This is a genomic window from Pseudomonas sp. NY15181 (genome assembly GCF_048068055.1).
Lineage (GTDB): Bacteria > Pseudomonadota > Gammaproteobacteria > Pseudomonadales > Pseudomonadaceae > Pseudomonas.
Window position 1 is genome coordinate 87,020 of record NZ_JBLUPT010000003.1, and the last position, 14,424, is coordinate 101,443.

The following is a 14,424-nucleotide window of genomic DNA, read 5'->3' on the forward strand; positions in this document are numbered from 1 at the left end:
AAACGGTCTCAAGTCATGTGGGAAGTTTCTTTTTTGCTTGTAGCTTTCTTTGCTGGTTTGCACGGTTGATCAATGATTGCCCCAACGCCGCGCTCCCCCATCGCGTGGCGTCGGCAACCTGACAATAACGATAAGCCGATGATTGAACTGTGTCCCCGGGGCCCATTCGCAAGGATGGGCCCTTTTTCTTTCACGGCCGACCTCGGGGCACCCGTGTCAGTTCTTCGCTGCGCTGACGCCTTCCAGGGTGGCGAAGGAGGTGTCCTTCGCGGTCAGCAGGAAGTCGCGCATGAACGGCGCATCCAGCATGTCGGCGCGGATCGCGGCGAACAGCGTGCAGTACAGGCCTTTCTCGCCCAGGCGCTTGGCGGTGACGTAGCCGCGCGAGCTGTATTCGTGCAGCGCCCAGTTGGGCAGGCTGCAGACGCCGCGCCCGGAGGCCACCAGCTGCATCATCATCACCGTCAGTTCCGAGGTCCGCACCTGTGCCGGCTCGATGTCGGCGGGCTCCAGGAAGCGGGTGAAGATGTCCAGGCGGTCGCGCTCGATGGGGTAGGTGATCAGGGTAAGGCTGGCCAGGTCTTCCGGGACTATGTAGGACTTGCCGGCCAGCGCGTGGTGGTTGTCCACCGCCAGCAGCGCCTCGTAGGTGAACAGCGGCACGTAGGTGATGCCGGCCAGATCCACCGGGTCGGAGGTCACCACCAGGTCCAGGTCGCCGCGCGCCAGTGCCGGCAGCGGGGCGAAGGAGAAGCCCGAGGCGAGGTCGAGTTCGACTTCCGGCCAGGCGTCGCGGAACTGGTCGATGGTCGGCATCAGCCACTGGAAGCAGCTGTGGCACTCGATGGCCATGTGCAGGCGGCCGGCGGTGCCGCCGGCCAGGCGCGCCAGGTCGCGTTCGGCGCCGCGCAATTGCGGCAGCACGCTATCGGCCAGTTGCAGCAGGCGCAGGCCGGCGCTGGTGAAGCGCACCGGCTTGGTCTTGCGGATGAACAGCGACAGGCCGAGGCGGTCTTCCAGCTCCTTGAACTGGTGGGAGAGGGCGGATTGGGTGAGGTGCAGGCGCTCGGCCGCCTCCACGAGGCTGTCGGCCTCGCGCAGGGCGTGGAGGGTTTTCAGGTGACGGAGTTCAAGCATGCTGCCGGCCTCGACCTCAATATGAGGAAAACTTGATTTCAACGCGAATGAATTGAGTTTGTCTCATGAGTGGCCGGCTGTCGACAATGGGTGCATCTGACGTATTGGTTTGGAGTTTTTCGCCATGGCATTGGCCCACACCCTCGGCTTTCCCCACATCGGCCACGCCTCTGAAGTGAAGAAGGCGCTGGACGCTTTCTGCAAAGGCGCGCTGGACGAAGCCGACCTGCGTCGAGTGGGGCGCGATCTGCGCGCCGTGCGCTGGCAGGTACAGAAGGACGCGGGCATCGACCTGCTGCCGGTGGGGGATTTCGCCTGGCACGACCCGGTGCTGACCCACTCGCTGACCTTCGGCGTGATGCCTGAGGGCGGCAAGCCAGCCCTGCAAACACTGTTCGCAATGGCCGAGGGTGGTAACGGTGCGCATGCTGCACAGTGGTTCGACACTAACCACCACTACTGGGTCCCGGAGTTCAGCGTTGACCAGCAGTTCGAGCTGAGCTGGGAGCAGCTGTTCGAGGAGGTGGATGAGGCGCTGGCGCTGGGGCATACCGTCAAACCGGTGCTGATCGGCCCGCTGACTTACCTCTGGCTGGGCAAGCTCAAGGGCGAGCACGCCGGCTTCGACAAGCTCGATCTGCTGGAGCGGCTGCTGCCGGTCTACGGCCAGATCTTCCAGCGCCTCGCCGCCCAGGGCGTGGAATGGGTGCAGATCGATGAGCCGATCCTGGTGCTCGACCTGCCGCAGGAGTGGAGGAACGCCTTCGAGCGTGCCTACAACCTGCTCCAGCGTGAGCCGTTGAAGAAGCTGATCGCCACCTATTTTGGTGGCCTTGAGGACAACCTCGGCCTGGCGGCCAGCCTGCCGCTGGACGGTCTGCACGTCGATCTGGTGAGCGCGCCGCGGCAGTATCAGGCCGTCCTCGACCGCTTGCCGTCCTACAAGGTGCTGTCCCTGGGCCTGGTGAGCGGCGGCAATGACTGGGGCTACGATCTGCAGTCAGCGCTGGATGTGCTGCGCCATGCCCATGAGCGGCTGGGTGAGCGGCTGTGGGTGGCGTCATCCTGTTCATCGCTGCAAGGCCCGGCGGACGCTCCGGACGATTCCCTGGTCGCCGCCGCGCAGAAGTGCGCCGAGGTGGCCCTGCTGGCGCGGGCGATCAACCAGCCCGCCGCGCCGGAAGTGCTCGCTGCAGTGGCCGGGATCGAGCGCCGCGAGTGCGCCTGAGGGCGCGTTCGGGAGTGAGTCAGAGGTAGAACATGCCCTTGGCCAGCACCACGATGGCTAGCACGTGGACGAACACGCTGTAGTGGATGTGCCGCGAGCGCTGGCCGGTCATGCGGCCGCTGCGGAAGGAGTACATGGCGAAGGCGAAGTGCCCGAGCACGCTGGTGGCCAGCAGCAGCTTGAGGCTGAGCAGGGTGGCGAAGGTGGACGCCAGCGGGTCGGCCAGCAGCGGCTGGTAGCGCAGGTGCAGCATGCCCAGGCCGGCGCCGAACAGGGTGAGGATGGCCCACGGCATCAGGCGCCGGGCGCGCCGCCCGACGGCTGCTTCCACCATGCGCATCGCCCGCGCCGGTACCTGGTGGCGGACGCTCTCCAGGATCAGCACTTCGAAGAACACCGTGCCGACGAACAGGATGGCGGCGAGCAGGTGCAGGATGAGCAGGAGCGGGTAGGCCATGGCGGCGGGTTCCGAGGGTGGGGCCGCTATCTTCGCCAGTGGGCCCGGGCTCGCCCATGACCCGCGTCATGCCGGGCGCATGACCGCTCGGCGTGTTTCATGAAATTGTCACGGACTTGTGGCAGAGCGAGCGACGGGAATTCATCAGAATCCGCTTTCACTGGGGTTTTGCGTTCCGGATTTTCATGATGCGAGCTTTGCTGCTGGCGGTCGCCCTTTTGTGCGGACTGCCCTCTCTTTCTTTTGCCGGCGATCGTTGCGATGCCAGGGTGCCGACCGAGTTGGTCGACCTGGGGGATGTGCGCCTGGCTTACCAGAGCATCGGTCGTCCGCAGGACCCGGCGCTGCTGCTGATCATGGGCCTGGGTGGCCAGCTGATCCACTGGCCCGACGAGGTGGTCGAGGCGCTCTGCCAGCAAGGCTTCCGGGTGATCCGCTACGACAACCGCGACGTCGGCCTGTCCGCCTGGCGCATCCCCACGCCCACCGGCAACCTGACCTATGAAGTGATCCGCTACCGCCTGGGCCTGCCGGTGAGCGCGCCCTACAGCCTGAGCGACATGGCCGGTGATTCGCTGCGCCTGCTCGATGCCTTGCGCATCCAGCGCGCCCATGTGCTGGGGGCGAGCATGGGCGGGATGATCGCCCAGCATGTCGCCGACCTTGCGCCGGACCGGGTGATCAGCCTGACCCTGGTGATGACCAGCTCCGGCGCCGAAGGCCTGCCGGCGCCCAGCGAGTCGCTGCTGCGCCTGCTCGCCCGGCGCGAGGCGGCCAGCCGCGAGCAGGCCATTGAGCAACAGGCCGATCTGCTCGCCGCGCTGGGCAGCCCCGATGTGCGTGACGATCGCCTGCAATTGCTGCAACAGGCGGCGCGTTCCTACGACCGCGCCTTCAACCCCGAGGGCGTGCAGCGGCAATTGCTGGCGATCCTCGCCGAGCCGAGCCGGGTGGAGCTGCTCAACCGCCTGGATGTGCCGACCCTGGTGGTCCATGGCACCGCCGATCCCTTGCTGCCGGTGATGCACGGGGTGCACGTGGCGGCGCATATCCGCGGCTCGGAGCTGAAGCTGATCCCCGGCATGGCGCATCGATTCCAGGAAGACTTCAAGGAACCCCTGCTCGGTGCGGTGCTGCCCTACCTGCGGGCGCACCAGGGTAGCGGGCACGTGGCGCAGCTCTGATCCTGCGTAGCGCCAGACTGTAGAGGCGCTCTTCGCAGGCATGAGCCGCTCCTCCGGATCTGGGCGGCTTTCGTAGCAGCGGAGCTTCTCCGCGAAGTCCCGACCGGCGCGCCCTGAACGGCCCGGCGTGAATCGGACCACTTCGCGGACAAGGTCCGCTCCTACGAGATACATCTGCACTCGGGGCGGCCCTCACCCTAACCCTCTCCCTGGGGGAGAGGGGACCGTTCGGCGCAGGATCAAACCGAGGTGTCAGCCGGCACGGATGGCTCCCTCTCCTTGGGGAGAGGGCTGGGGTGAGGGGGAGCGCAGGCACGGAGTATCCAGAAGAAGACAGTTGTTCCTACGAGATACATCTGCACTCGGGGCGGCCCTCACCCTAACCCTCTCCCAGGGGGAGAGGGGACCGTTCGGCGCAGGATCAAACCGAGGTGTCAGCCGGCACGGACGGCTCCCTCTCCTTGGGGAGAGGGTTGGGGTGAGGGGGAGCGCAGGCACGGATTATCCAGAAGAAGACAGTTGTTCCTACGAGATCAAAAGCCCTGGGGAAGCGCGGGGCCTATGACCGTTACGTTTCCGGCAAGCTGTAGCGCTCGGCAAAGTACTGCCGGAGAAACTCCACCGCGACCCGCACCTTGGCCGAACTGGCCAGCGGCGCGGTGTACACCGCCCAGATGTCCGCCGGCTGCTGGTACTCCGGCAGCACCCGCTGCAGGCGCCCGTCGGCCAGGCTGTCGTGCACGTCCCACCAGGAGCGCAGCAGGATGCCGCGTCCGTCGATGCACCACTGGTGCACCACCTCGCCGTGGTTGGACGACAACGGTCCCGTCACCTTCACGTTTTCCTCGCCATTGGGGCCCTGCAGGTGCCAGATGCCGAAGGGGTGGTCGCGTTCCTTGATCACCAGGCAGTCGTGCCCGGCCAGGTCCGCCAGGGTGCGCGGTGTACCGCGCCGCTCGAGGTAGGCGGGGGCGGCACAGAGCACCCGGCGGTTGCGCGCCAGGGGCTTGGCGATCAGGTGCGGGTCGATCTCGTTGCCTACTCGCACGTCGAGGTCGAAGCCTTCGTCGATCAGGTCCACCAGGTGGTCCTGCACATCCAGGCGGATATCCAGCTGCGGGTGGCGCGTCGCCAGTTCCGACAGCGCCGGGGCGACGAAGCGCCGGCCCAGGCCGAGGCTGCTGGCGATGCGCAGCTGGCCGCTGGGTTCGCGGTGCAGGGCGGACACGTCGTCACCCATGCGCTGCACCGCGTCGAGGATGCGCAGCGCCCACTGGTAGACGCGCTCGCCATCCTCGCTCACCGATACCCGACGAGTGGTGCGATGCAGCAGGCGCACGCCGAGGTCCTCCTCCAGCAGGCGGATGCGCTTGCTGACGAAGGCTGTGGACATGCCCAGCTCGGCGGCGGCGTTGGCGAAGCTGGAGCGGCGGGCGACCTGGATGAAGACCCGCAGGTCCTCCAGGTTGGGAAGATTGTTCACGAATCGTGATCCAAGAATCCACGGAAGTGGTGATTATGTTTGATTTGTCGGCTTATAGCATGAGGGCCACTTCTTCCCCATCCCATCTGCAAGGGTGCCCTCATGAGCAAGACATACAGAATCGCTGCCATTCCCGGTGACGGTATCGGCCACGAAGTCCTTCCCGAGGGCCTGCGCGTGGTTCAGGCGGCGGCGCGAAAGCACGGCCTGAATCTGGAGATCGAACACTTCGAGTGGGCCAGCTGCGACTACTACCTGGAACACGGCAAGATGATGCCGGACGACTGGTTCGAGCAGCTGCAGCAGTTCGACGCCCTGTACTTCGGCGCCGTCGGCTGGCCGGACAAGGTGCCGGACCACATCTCCCTGTGGGGTTCGCTGCTCAAGTTCCGCCGCGAGTTCGACCAGTACGTGAACATCCGCCCGGTGCGCCTGTTCCCCGGCGTGCCGTGCCCGCTGGCCAACAAGAAGCCCGGCGACATCGACTTCGTGGTGATCCGCGAGAACACCGAGGGCGAGTACTCCTCCCTGGGCGGCCGCATGTTCGAAGGCACCGAGAATGAGTTCGTGCTGCAGGAGTCGGTGTTCACCCGCCGTGGCGTGGACCGCATCCTCAAGTACGCCTTCGACGTGGCCCAGACCCGCGAGCGCAAGCACGTCACCTCGGCGACCAAGTCCAACGGCATGGCCGTGAGCATGCCCTACTGGGACGAGCGCACCGCCGCGATGGCCGCCAACTACCCGGAAATCAGGTGGGACAAGCAGCACATCGACATCCTCTGCGCGCGCTTCGTGCTGCAGCCGGAGCGTTTCGACGTGGTGGTGGCCTCCAACCTGTTCGGCGACATCCTCTCCGACCTCGGCCCGGCCTGCGCCGGCACCATCGGCATCGCGCCGTCGGCCAACCTCAACCCCGAGCGCAAGTTCCCCTCGCTGTTCGAGCCGGTACACGGTTCGGCGCCGGACATCTTCGGCCAGAACATCGCCAACCCGATCGCCATGATCTGGTCCGGCGCGCTGATGCTGGAGTTCCTCGGCCAGGACGACGCGCGCTACCGCGCCGCCCACGACGACATCCTGAGCGCCATTGAGCAGGTCATCGCCAACGGCGACGTGACCCGCGACATGGGCGGCAAGCTGTCGACCCAGGCGGTCGGCCAGGCCATCGCCGAGATCGTCGCCGGCTGATCCCTTCGCTTCATGGCGGCGCCCGCCCTGGACGGGGTGTGGCGCTGTCATGAGGCGATGGACTGCTCTTGCGTTGCGCGACAAACCACCGCACACTGTTAACCAATAGATCTATGTTAACCAGTGGTTGATAGATAGGAGAAACGTCAACCTGCCCAAGCGCTGCACTTCATGTCCCATCGCCTGCCTGCGCGGGATGTGAAGCACAATAAAATCGTCCCAGGAGACGCCTGATGTCCCACAAGAATAAAAAGGTCGATGTATTCCTGATCACTATGAGCCTGGTTGCCGTCCTGCTCACCGTGATCGGCCTGGCTGCCTTCCCGGCTGAGGCGGAACACGCGGCCAATCAGCTGTTCGAGTTCTCCACCCGTTCCTTCGGCACCGCGGTCCAGTTGCTGATCTTCGGCAGTTCGCTGGTGGTGCTGTACATCGCCTTCAGCAAGTACGGAAACATCCGTCTGGGCAGCGGCAAGCCGGAATACTCCACCGCCACCTGGGTATTCATGTTCATCTGCGCCGGCATGGGCTCCTCGACCCTCTACTGGGGCGTGATGGAGTGGGCCTACTACTACCAGTCGCCCGGCCTGAACATCGTCCCGCAGTCCCGTGAGGCCCTGGAGTACAGCGTCAGCTACTCGTTCTTCCACTGGGGCATCAGCGCCTGGTCGATCTACGCCCTGGCTTCGCTGGCCATGGCCTATCACTTCCACGTGCGCAAGAAGAGCGGCCTGAACCTGGCGTCCATCGTCGAGGCCGTCACCGGCTTCAAGGCCACCGGCCCCGTCGGCCGCCTGGTCGACCTGGTGTTCCTGCTGACCATGATGGGCGCGCTCACCGTGTCCTTGGCGCTCACCGCCTCGACCCTGACCCGTGGCCTCTCCGGCCTGGTCGGCACCCCGGACACCTTCACCGTGCAGGTCATGGTGATCGGCATGATCGCCGTACTGTTCTCCCTGAGTTCCTACATCGGCATCGACGGCGGCCTGCAGAAGCTGAGCAAGATCGTCTGCTACGGCGCCCTGGTGTTCGCCGCGGTGGTGCTGCTGGTCGGTCCGACCCAGTTCACTATCAACAACACCGCCAACGGCATCGGCCTGATGATCCAGAACTACGTGCACATGAGCCTGTTTACCGACCCGGCGGGCGATGGCGCGTTCACCCGCAACTGGACGGTGTTCTACTGGCTCTGGTGGGTGTCCTACGCACCGGGCGTGGCGATGTTCGTGACCCGCGTATCCCGTGGCCGGCAGATCAAGGAAGTGGTGTTCGCCCTGCTGCTGGGCGGTAGCTTCGGCTGCTGGTTCTTCTTCGGCGCGCTGGAAAGCTACAGCATGCACCAGTTCATCACCGGCGCCATCGACGTACCGAAGATCCTCACCGAGCAGGGTGGCGAAAGCGCGGTGGAAGCGCTGCTGATCGGCCTGCCGTGGGGCAAGGTGTTCCTCGCCGTGTACCTGTTCATCATGGCCGTGTTCTGCGCCTCGCACATGGACGCCGCTGCCTACGCCGTGGCCGCCACCAGCACCCGCAACCTGGAAGAAGGCGACGACCCGACCCCGACCCACCGTCTGTTCTGGGCCATCACCCTGACCCTGGTGCCGCTGGCCATGCTGTTCGCCAAGGCCTCGCTGTCGACCATGAAGACCGCCGTGGTGCTCACCGCGATTCCGTTCACCCTGATCCTGCTGGTGAAGGTCTATGGCTTCCTCAAGTGGATGCTGGAGGACTATTCCAAGGTGCCGGCTTACCGCATCGAGGAGGAGGCCGCCGCCATGGCCGACGAGGCGCTGCCGGAAAGCGCCGAGCCCGTGCCGCTGCGCAAGCCGCTGGCCGAGGCAATGGCCCAGTAATTCCTGCGTGGCGCCGTCCGCCTCTGGGCGGCGCCACCCGCAGGCTTTTTTTTGCCTGTTTTGTTAACCATCAGATTGCAGTTAACCAATAAGTAAATCGACCGCCCCGCCGCGAGTCGTTGAAGCCTGGAGATACGAGATGACCGATTTCGAACGCCTGCCCGCCGATTTCTGCAACAACCCGAACCACGCCTACACCATCCCGGCGAAGTTCTACACCAGCGACGCCGTGTTCGAGCACGAGAAGGAAAAGATCTTCGCCCACAGCTGGATCTGCATGGGCCACCGCAGCGAAGTGGCCCAGAAGAACGCCTACATCGTCCGCGAAGTGATTGGCGAGAGCATCATCGTCGTCCGTGGCCGCGACGACGTGCTGCGCGCCTTCTACAACGTCTGCCCGCACCGCGGTCACCAGTTGCTGGAAGGCACCGGCGGCATCGCCAAGAACGTCATCGCCTGCCCGTACCACGCCTGGACCTTCAAGCTCGACGGCGAACTGACCCACGTGCGCAACTGCGACCAGGTGGAAGCCTTCGACAAGGGCGATTACAGCCTGGTGCCGGTGAAGGTCGAAGAGTACGCCGGCTTCATCTTCATCAACATGGACCCCAATGCCGGCAGCGTCGAAGAGCAACTGCCGGGCCTGGAAGCGCGCATGCGCCAGGCTTGTGGCGTGATCGACGACCTGCACCTGGCCGCCCGCTTCGTCAGCAACACCCCGGCCAACTGGAAGTCCATCGTCGACAACTACATGGAGTGCTACCACTGCGGCCCGGCTCACCCGAGCTTCGCCGACTCCGTGGACGTCGGCCAGTACACCCACACCCTGCACGGCAACTGGTCGCTGCAGTACGGCATCGCCAAGTCGTCCGAGCAGTCGTTCAAGGTCGACGAGGGCGTTTCCGATCCGTCCTTCTGCGGCTTCTGGGCCTGGCCGTGCACCATGTTCAACGTGCCGCCGGGTGCCAATTTCATGACCGTGATCTACGAGTTCCCGGTCGACGCCGAAACCACCCTGCAGCACTACGACATCTACTTCCTCAACAAGGACATCACCGAAGAGCAGCAGAAGCTGATCGACTGGTACCGCGAAGTCTTCCGCCCCGAAGACCTGCGCCTGGTCGAGAGCGTGCAGAAGGGCCTGAAGTCCCGCGGCTACCGCGGCCAGGGCCGGATCATGGTGGACAAGGAGCGCTCCGGCATCAGCGAGCACGGTATCGCTCACTTCCACAACCTGATCGCCGTCTCCCACCTCGACTGATGAAGCTCGCCGCCGGCCCCTGCGGTCGGCGGCCTCTCGCGGAGTGCCTTGCGTGAAACTCAACGATTCCAACCTGTTCCGCCAGCAAGCCTACGTCGATGGGCGCTGGTGCGACGCCGACGACGGCCGCAGCCTGGACGTGCATGACCCGGCCAGCGGCGAGCGCCTGGGCAGCGTGCCGCTGATGGGCGGCGCCGAAGCGGTGCGCGCCATCGAAGCGGCCAACGCCGCCCTCGAAGGCTGGCGGGCGAAGACTGCCAAAGAGCGTGCGCAGATCCTGCGTCGCTGGTTCGAACTGCTGCTCGAACACGAAGAAGACCTGGCCCGCCTGATGACCTTCGAGCAGGGCAAGCCGCTGCACGAAGCCCTCGGGGAAATCCGCTACGCGGCGTCCTTCATCGAGTGGTTCGCCGAAGAAGGCAAGCGTATCTATGGCGATGTGATTCCCAGCCCGGCGGCGGACAAGCGCCTGCTGGTGATCAAGCAGGGCATCGGCGTCTGCGCGGCCATCACCCCGTGGAACTTCCCGGCGGCGATGATCACCCGCAAGGCCGCGCCGGCCCTGGCCGCCGGCTGCACCATGGTGATCAAGCCGGCCAACGAGACGCCGTTCTCCGCACTGGCGCTGGTGGAACTGGCCGAGCGTGCCGGCGTGCCGGCGGGCGTGCTCAGCGTGGTCACCGGCGATGCGCCAGCCATCGGCGCCCAGCTCACCGGCCACCCGCTGGTGCGCAAGCTCAGCTTCACCGGCTCCACGCCGGTCGGCCGCCTGCTCATGGGCCAGTGCGCCGAGACCATCAAGAAGGTTTCCCTGGAGCTGGGCGGCAACGCGCCCTTCATTGTCTTCGAGGACGCCGACATCGAGGCGGCGGTGGAAGGCGCGCTGATCGCCAAGTACCGCAATGCCGGGCAGACCTGCGTGTGCGTCAACCGCTTCTATGTGCATGACGCGGTGTACGAGCGCTTCTCCGCACGCTTCGTCGAGCGTGTGCGTGAACTGGCGGTCGGCCACGGCGCCGAGCAGGGCACCCAGATCGGTCCGCTGATCACCGACAAGGCCGTGGCCAAGGTGCAGAGCCTGGTCGACGACGCTACCGCCAAGGGTGCCGAACTGGTGCTGGGCGGCAAACCCCATGCGCGTGGCGGCAACTTCTTCGAGCCCACCGTGCTCGGCGGCATCCGCCCCGGCATGGACCTGCTGCAGGACGAGATCTTCGGCCCGGTGGCGGCGCTGGTGCGCTTCTCTTCCGACGCCGAAGTGATCGAGCTGGCCAACGACACCCTCTATGGCCTCGCCGCGTACTTCTACAGCCGCGACCTGGCCCGCGTGTTCAGGGTCGCCGAGCGTCTCGAATACGGCATGGTCGGGGTCAACACCGGGCTGATCTCCAACGAGGTCGCGCCCTTCGGTGGCGTCAAGCAGTCGGGCTTGGGCCGCGAAGGCTCCAAGTACGGCATCGAGGACTACCTGGAAATCAAGTACCTCTGCCTGGCGGTGTGAGCCGGGCGAGGAATAGCCGGGGCGGCGAGGCCGCCGCCCCGTGTCGCAATTGAGGTGAATGATGGCCAACACATACGAGATGTTCAGCGTGCGGGTGACCGCGGTAGAACAGGCGACCCCGCAGATCAAGCGCTTCACCCTGGCGCGCGCCGATGGCCAGCCGATGCCGGCCTTCACCGGCGGCAGCCACGTGATCGTGAAGATGACCGAGGGCCTGAGCAACGCCTACTCGCTGATGAGCGACCCGCGCGACCTGAGCCACTACCAGATCGGCGTGCGCCTGGAAGAACAGTCCAAGGGTGGCTCGGCCTTCATGCACCAGCAGGTGGAAGTCGGCAGCGAGCTGACCATTTCCACCCCGAACAACCTGTTCGGCCTGGACCCCAAGGCCGGACGCCACGTACTGATCGCCGGTGGTATCGGCATCACCCCGTTCCTCTCCCAGCTGCATGAGCTGGAAGGCGGCGCGGTGCCCTACGAACTGCACTACGCCTTCCGCAGCCCGGAGCACGGCGCCTTCCAGGGCGACCTGGCCGACGGCCCGCATGCGCAGAGCGTGCGCTTCTACATCGACAGCCTGGAGCGCCGCCTGGACCTCGCCGGGCTGTTCGCCTCGCTGGCCGACGACGCCCACGTCTATGTCTGCGGTCCCAAGCCGCTGATCGACGCGGTGATCGACGGCGCGAAAAAGGCCGGCATCGCCGACGCGCGCGTGCACTTCGAACAATTCGCCGCGGCCCCGGCCAGCGGCGGCGCCTTCACCCTGGTGCTGGGCCGCTCCGGCCGCGAACTGCGGGTGGAGGAGGGCATGACCATCATCCAGGCCATCGAGAACGTGAAGGCCGCCAAGGTGGAATGCCTGTGCCGCGAGGGTGTCTGTGGCACCTGCGAGACGGCAATCCTCGAAGGCGAGGTCGAGCATTTCGACCAGTACCTCTCCGACGATGAAAAAGCCTCGCAGCAGACCATGATGCTGTGCGTCTCGCGTGCGCGTGGCGAGCGGCTGGTGATCGATCTCTGACCTGTGCGTAGGGCGTACAACCGTTCGCGGTTGTACGCCGATGCTCTAAGGCACGCGATGCTTTCGCAGGAGCGACTGTCTTTTCCCGAAAGTCCGTGCCTGTGTTTCCCCCTCACCCCAGCCCTCTCCCCGGGGAGAGGGAGCAGATTGTGCCGGCTGACGCTGTGGTTGCATCCTTCACCGAACGGTTCCCTCTCCCCCTGGGAGAGGGCTAGGGTGAGGGTTGATCCGGGGCGCAGAGCCATCCGGTAGGGGCGGAGCTTCTCCGCGAAATCCCGGCAAAGCCGGGACGGTCGTTGTGGCCGGCCTTGCGGCTGGATCGCGGATAAGATCCGCTCCTGCGAGAGGTCCTTCCCCTTCCATCCGCAACCACCACGCATCTGTTATCCATCAGTTTACAGCTGTGTATACTGCGGTCCTCGACGACCTTCAGGGACCATGCCTTCCATGCAGGAAAACAGCTTCGCCTTCCGGCTCAAGGAACTGCTCGAACTCCACAAGCTGACCCTGCAGGCGGTGGGCACAGCCCTGGGCATTTCGCGCACCGCGGTGCACAAGTGGACCAAGGGCGGCGAGATCGACTACGACAACCTGCGCAAGCTGGCGGACTTCCTCAAGGTCAACTGGATCTGGCTGCGCTACGGCGAGGAAGCCCTGCGCGACGTGCAGCAGGCCGAGCCGATCGAGCTGCCGATGACCGACCTGCGTCGTCGCTACACCGCCGAGATCATGGAAAGCGAAGCCCGCATGAAGCTCGCCCAGGAAGGTGCGCGCATCGTCACCTGGGAATGGAACCTGATCAGCGACGAAGTGACCTACTCGCCCAACGTCGAAGTCGTCTACGGCTGGCCGGTCACCTCCAACCAGGACTTCTGGCGCCACCTTCCGCCGGAGGACGTCGCCGCCATGCAGGCCATGTACGACCGCGGCATCGCCGAGGGCGGCACCTGCGAGTGCGACTTCCGTATCTTCCAGCCCGACGGCTCGCTGCGCTGGATCGCCTCCCGCGCCACCGTGGTGCAGGACTCCGTGGGGCGGCCAGTGAAAATGGTCGGCATCAGCATGGACAACACCGCGCGGATGATCACCGAGGAAGCGTTGCGCAACAGCGAGGAACGCTTCCGCGCGATCTTCGAGCTGACCTGGGGCGCGCTGGCCTACATCGGTCTGGACGGCGGCTGGCAGCGGGTCAACGGCAGCCTCTGCGAACTGCTCGGCTACAGCCCGCTGGAGCTGTACGCCATGACCTTCCAGGAACTCACCCACCCGGAGGACCTGGGCAAGAACCTCGAGCTGCTGCGCCAGTTGCTGGCCGGCCACTTCGACCGCTACGTGGTGGAAAAACGCGTGCGTCGGCGTGACGGTGCCTATGTGTGGGTGCGCGTGCGCACCTCGCTGCAGCGCCGCCGCCAGGACGGCCTGCCCGACCACCTGATCAGCGTGTTCGAAGACATCAGCGCCGAGCGCGCCGAACGTGAACGCCTGCAGGCGCGTATCGCGGAGCTGGAAGCCAGCCTGGCCGAGCGCGCCTGACGAACCTCAGGGTTCGTTGAACGGCAGCGGCGTCTCGCTGCCGCGCCGCACGGCGAAGGCGTTGAGCGTCATGGCGACCAGCGCGTAGTAACCGAAGATCCCCACCAGCTCTACCAGGCCTGCCTCGCCGAAGCAGGCCGTCGCTTCCTCGTACAAGCTTGGGTCGATACGTCGGGTCTCGTACAGCGAGCGGCCCAGGCGATGGATCAGGCGCTCGTCGTCCCGTTCGAAAACCGGCGCCCGGTTGGTGCGCAGGGCTTCGATCACCTCGTCGCTGATGCCCGTCTGGCGCGCGATGGGTTCATGGATCTGCCATTCCGCCTGGGATTGCCACCAGGCGGCGGTGACCAGGATCGCCAGTTCGCTCAGACGTAGCTCCAGGCGTGTGCCGTAGCGACAGAAGGCGCCGAGTTTCTGCGCGTTGTCCGCCAGTCCCGGGCTGTGCACCCAGGCCAGAAATGGGCCGTCGAGGTTGCCGCGTGGGCCGCTGAGAATATCCTGGAGCACGCGGCGTTGTTCATCGTCCATGTTCGCGTCGGTGAGCGGGGTGAGGCGCGAATCGATCTTCATGTTCAGTC

General features: G+C 65.5%; 11 protein-coding genes and 1 pseudogene. 8 read left to right on the forward strand and 4 right to left on the reverse strand.

The features are described 5' to 3' along the window. Positions 1 to 216 precede the first annotated feature (216 nt). Entirely contained in the window at positions 217 to 1,137 is a 921-nt protein-coding gene (metR, locus tag ACNFBT_RS08930) for a transcriptional regulator MetR (RefSeq protein ID WP_416748480.1), read from the reverse strand. Between the two features lie 124 nt (positions 1,138 to 1,261). Between metR and ACNFBT_RS08935 the strand changes: the two are divergent. Next, a pseudogene (locus ACNFBT_RS08935) lies at positions 1,262 to 2,335 on the forward strand (5-methyltetrahydropteroyltriglutamate--homocysteine S-methyltransferase); the annotation flags it as partial. A 49-nt stretch (positions 2,336 to 2,384) separates the two neighbouring features. On the opposite strand, the gene ACNFBT_RS08940 reads toward ACNFBT_RS08935, so the two are convergent. Further along, on the reverse strand, positions 2,385 to 2,822 hold the full coding sequence (locus ACNFBT_RS08940; RefSeq protein WP_416748482.1) for a hypothetical protein: 438 nt from the start codon (positions 2,820 to 2,822) through the stop codon (positions 2,385 to 2,387). A 188-nt stretch (positions 2,823 to 3,010) separates the two neighbouring features. Here ACNFBT_RS08940 and ACNFBT_RS08945 point away from each other — a divergent pair, with 188 nt between their 5' ends. Then, positions 3,011 to 4,006, forward strand: coding sequence for an alpha/beta fold hydrolase (locus ACNFBT_RS08945; RefSeq protein WP_416749439.1), 996 nt, complete (start codon positions 3,011 to 3,013; stop codon positions 4,004 to 4,006). Between the two features lie 568 nt (positions 4,007 to 4,574). Here the strand turns inward: ACNFBT_RS08945 and ACNFBT_RS08950 are convergent. Beyond that, complete coding sequence (locus ACNFBT_RS08950; protein ID WP_416748484.1) at positions 4,575 to 5,489, reverse strand: LysR substrate-binding domain-containing protein; 915 nt, start codon at positions 5,487 to 5,489, stop codon at positions 4,575 to 4,577. A 102-nt stretch (positions 5,490 to 5,591) separates the two neighbouring features. Between ACNFBT_RS08950 and ACNFBT_RS08955 the strand changes: the two genes are divergently transcribed. The 6 genes from ACNFBT_RS08955 to ACNFBT_RS08980 all read left to right on the forward strand — a co-directional run bounded on the left by ACNFBT_RS08955 (position 5,592) and on the right by ACNFBT_RS08980 (position 13,846). After that, positions 5,592 to 6,677: a tartrate dehydrogenase gene (locus tag ACNFBT_RS08955; protein WP_416748486.1), complete on the forward strand. Its 1,086-nt coding sequence runs from the start codon at positions 5,592 to 5,594 to the stop codon at positions 6,675 to 6,677. Positions 6,678 to 6,910: 233 nt separating this feature from the next. Then, positions 6,911 to 8,530, forward strand: a complete 1,620-nt coding sequence (locus ACNFBT_RS08960; RefSeq protein WP_416748487.1) for a BCCT family transporter — start codon at positions 6,911 to 6,913, stop codon at positions 8,528 to 8,530. A gap of 139 nt (positions 8,531 to 8,669) precedes the next feature. After that, positions 8,670 to 9,791 (forward strand): aromatic ring-hydroxylating oxygenase subunit alpha, encoded by a 1,122-nt coding sequence (locus ACNFBT_RS08965; RefSeq protein ID WP_416748489.1) that lies wholly within the window; start codon positions 8,670 to 8,672, stop codon positions 9,789 to 9,791. Positions 9,792 to 9,843: 52 nt separating this feature from the next. Next, entirely contained in the window at positions 9,844 to 11,292 is a 1,449-nt protein-coding gene (gabD, locus tag ACNFBT_RS08970; protein ID WP_416748491.1) for an NADP-dependent succinate-semialdehyde dehydrogenase, read from the forward strand. 61 nt (positions 11,293 to 11,353) lie between these two features. Continuing rightward, entirely contained in the window at positions 11,354 to 12,313 is a 960-nt protein-coding gene (locus ACNFBT_RS08975) for a PDR/VanB family oxidoreductase (protein ID WP_416748493.1), read from the forward strand. Between the two features lie 447 nt (positions 12,314 to 12,760). Beyond that, positions 12,761 to 13,846: a PAS domain-containing protein gene (locus tag ACNFBT_RS08980; RefSeq protein WP_416748495.1), complete on the forward strand. Its 1,086-nt coding sequence runs from the start codon at positions 12,761 to 12,763 to the stop codon at positions 13,844 to 13,846. 6 nt (positions 13,847 to 13,852) lie between these two features. Here ACNFBT_RS08980 and ACNFBT_RS08985 read toward each other — a convergent pair whose 3' ends face one another. Continuing rightward, on the reverse strand, positions 13,853 to 14,416 hold the full coding sequence (locus ACNFBT_RS08985) for a carboxymuconolactone decarboxylase family protein (protein ID WP_416748497.1): 564 nt from the start codon (positions 14,414 to 14,416) through the stop codon (positions 13,853 to 13,855). Between the last annotated feature and the right edge of the window lie 8 nt (positions 14,417 to 14,424).

Bases quoted from the DNA above. Each gene is read 5' to 3' on its own strand.
- metR (WP_416748480.1), bottom strand. From the start codon at position 1,137: ATGCTTGAACTCCGTCACCTGAAAACCCTCCACGCCCTGCGCGAGGCC.
- ACNFBT_RS08940 (WP_416748482.1), bottom strand. From the start codon at position 2,822: ATGGCCTACCCGCTCCTGCTCATCCTGCACCTGCTCGCCGCCATCCTG.
- ACNFBT_RS08945 (WP_416749439.1), top strand. From the start codon at position 3,011: ATGCGAGCTTTGCTGCTGGCGGTCGCCCTTTTGTGCGGACTGCCCTCT.
- ACNFBT_RS08955 (WP_416748486.1), top strand. From the start codon at position 5,592: ATGAGCAAGACATACAGAATCGCTGCCATTCCCGGTGACGGTATCGGC.
- ACNFBT_RS08960 (WP_416748487.1), top strand. From the start codon at position 6,911: ATGTCCCACAAGAATAAAAAGGTCGATGTATTCCTGATCACTATGAGC.
- ACNFBT_RS08965 (WP_416748489.1), top strand. From the start codon at position 8,670: ATGACCGATTTCGAACGCCTGCCCGCCGATTTCTGCAACAACCCGAAC.
- ACNFBT_RS08975 (WP_416748493.1), top strand. From the start codon at position 11,354: ATGGCCAACACATACGAGATGTTCAGCGTGCGGGTGACCGCGGTAGAA.
- ACNFBT_RS08980 (WP_416748495.1), top strand. From the start codon at position 12,761: ATGCAGGAAAACAGCTTCGCCTTCCGGCTCAAGGAACTGCTCGAACTC.
- ACNFBT_RS08985 (WP_416748497.1), bottom strand. From the start codon at position 14,416: ATGAAGATCGATTCGCGCCTCACCCCGCTCACCGACGCGAACATGGAC.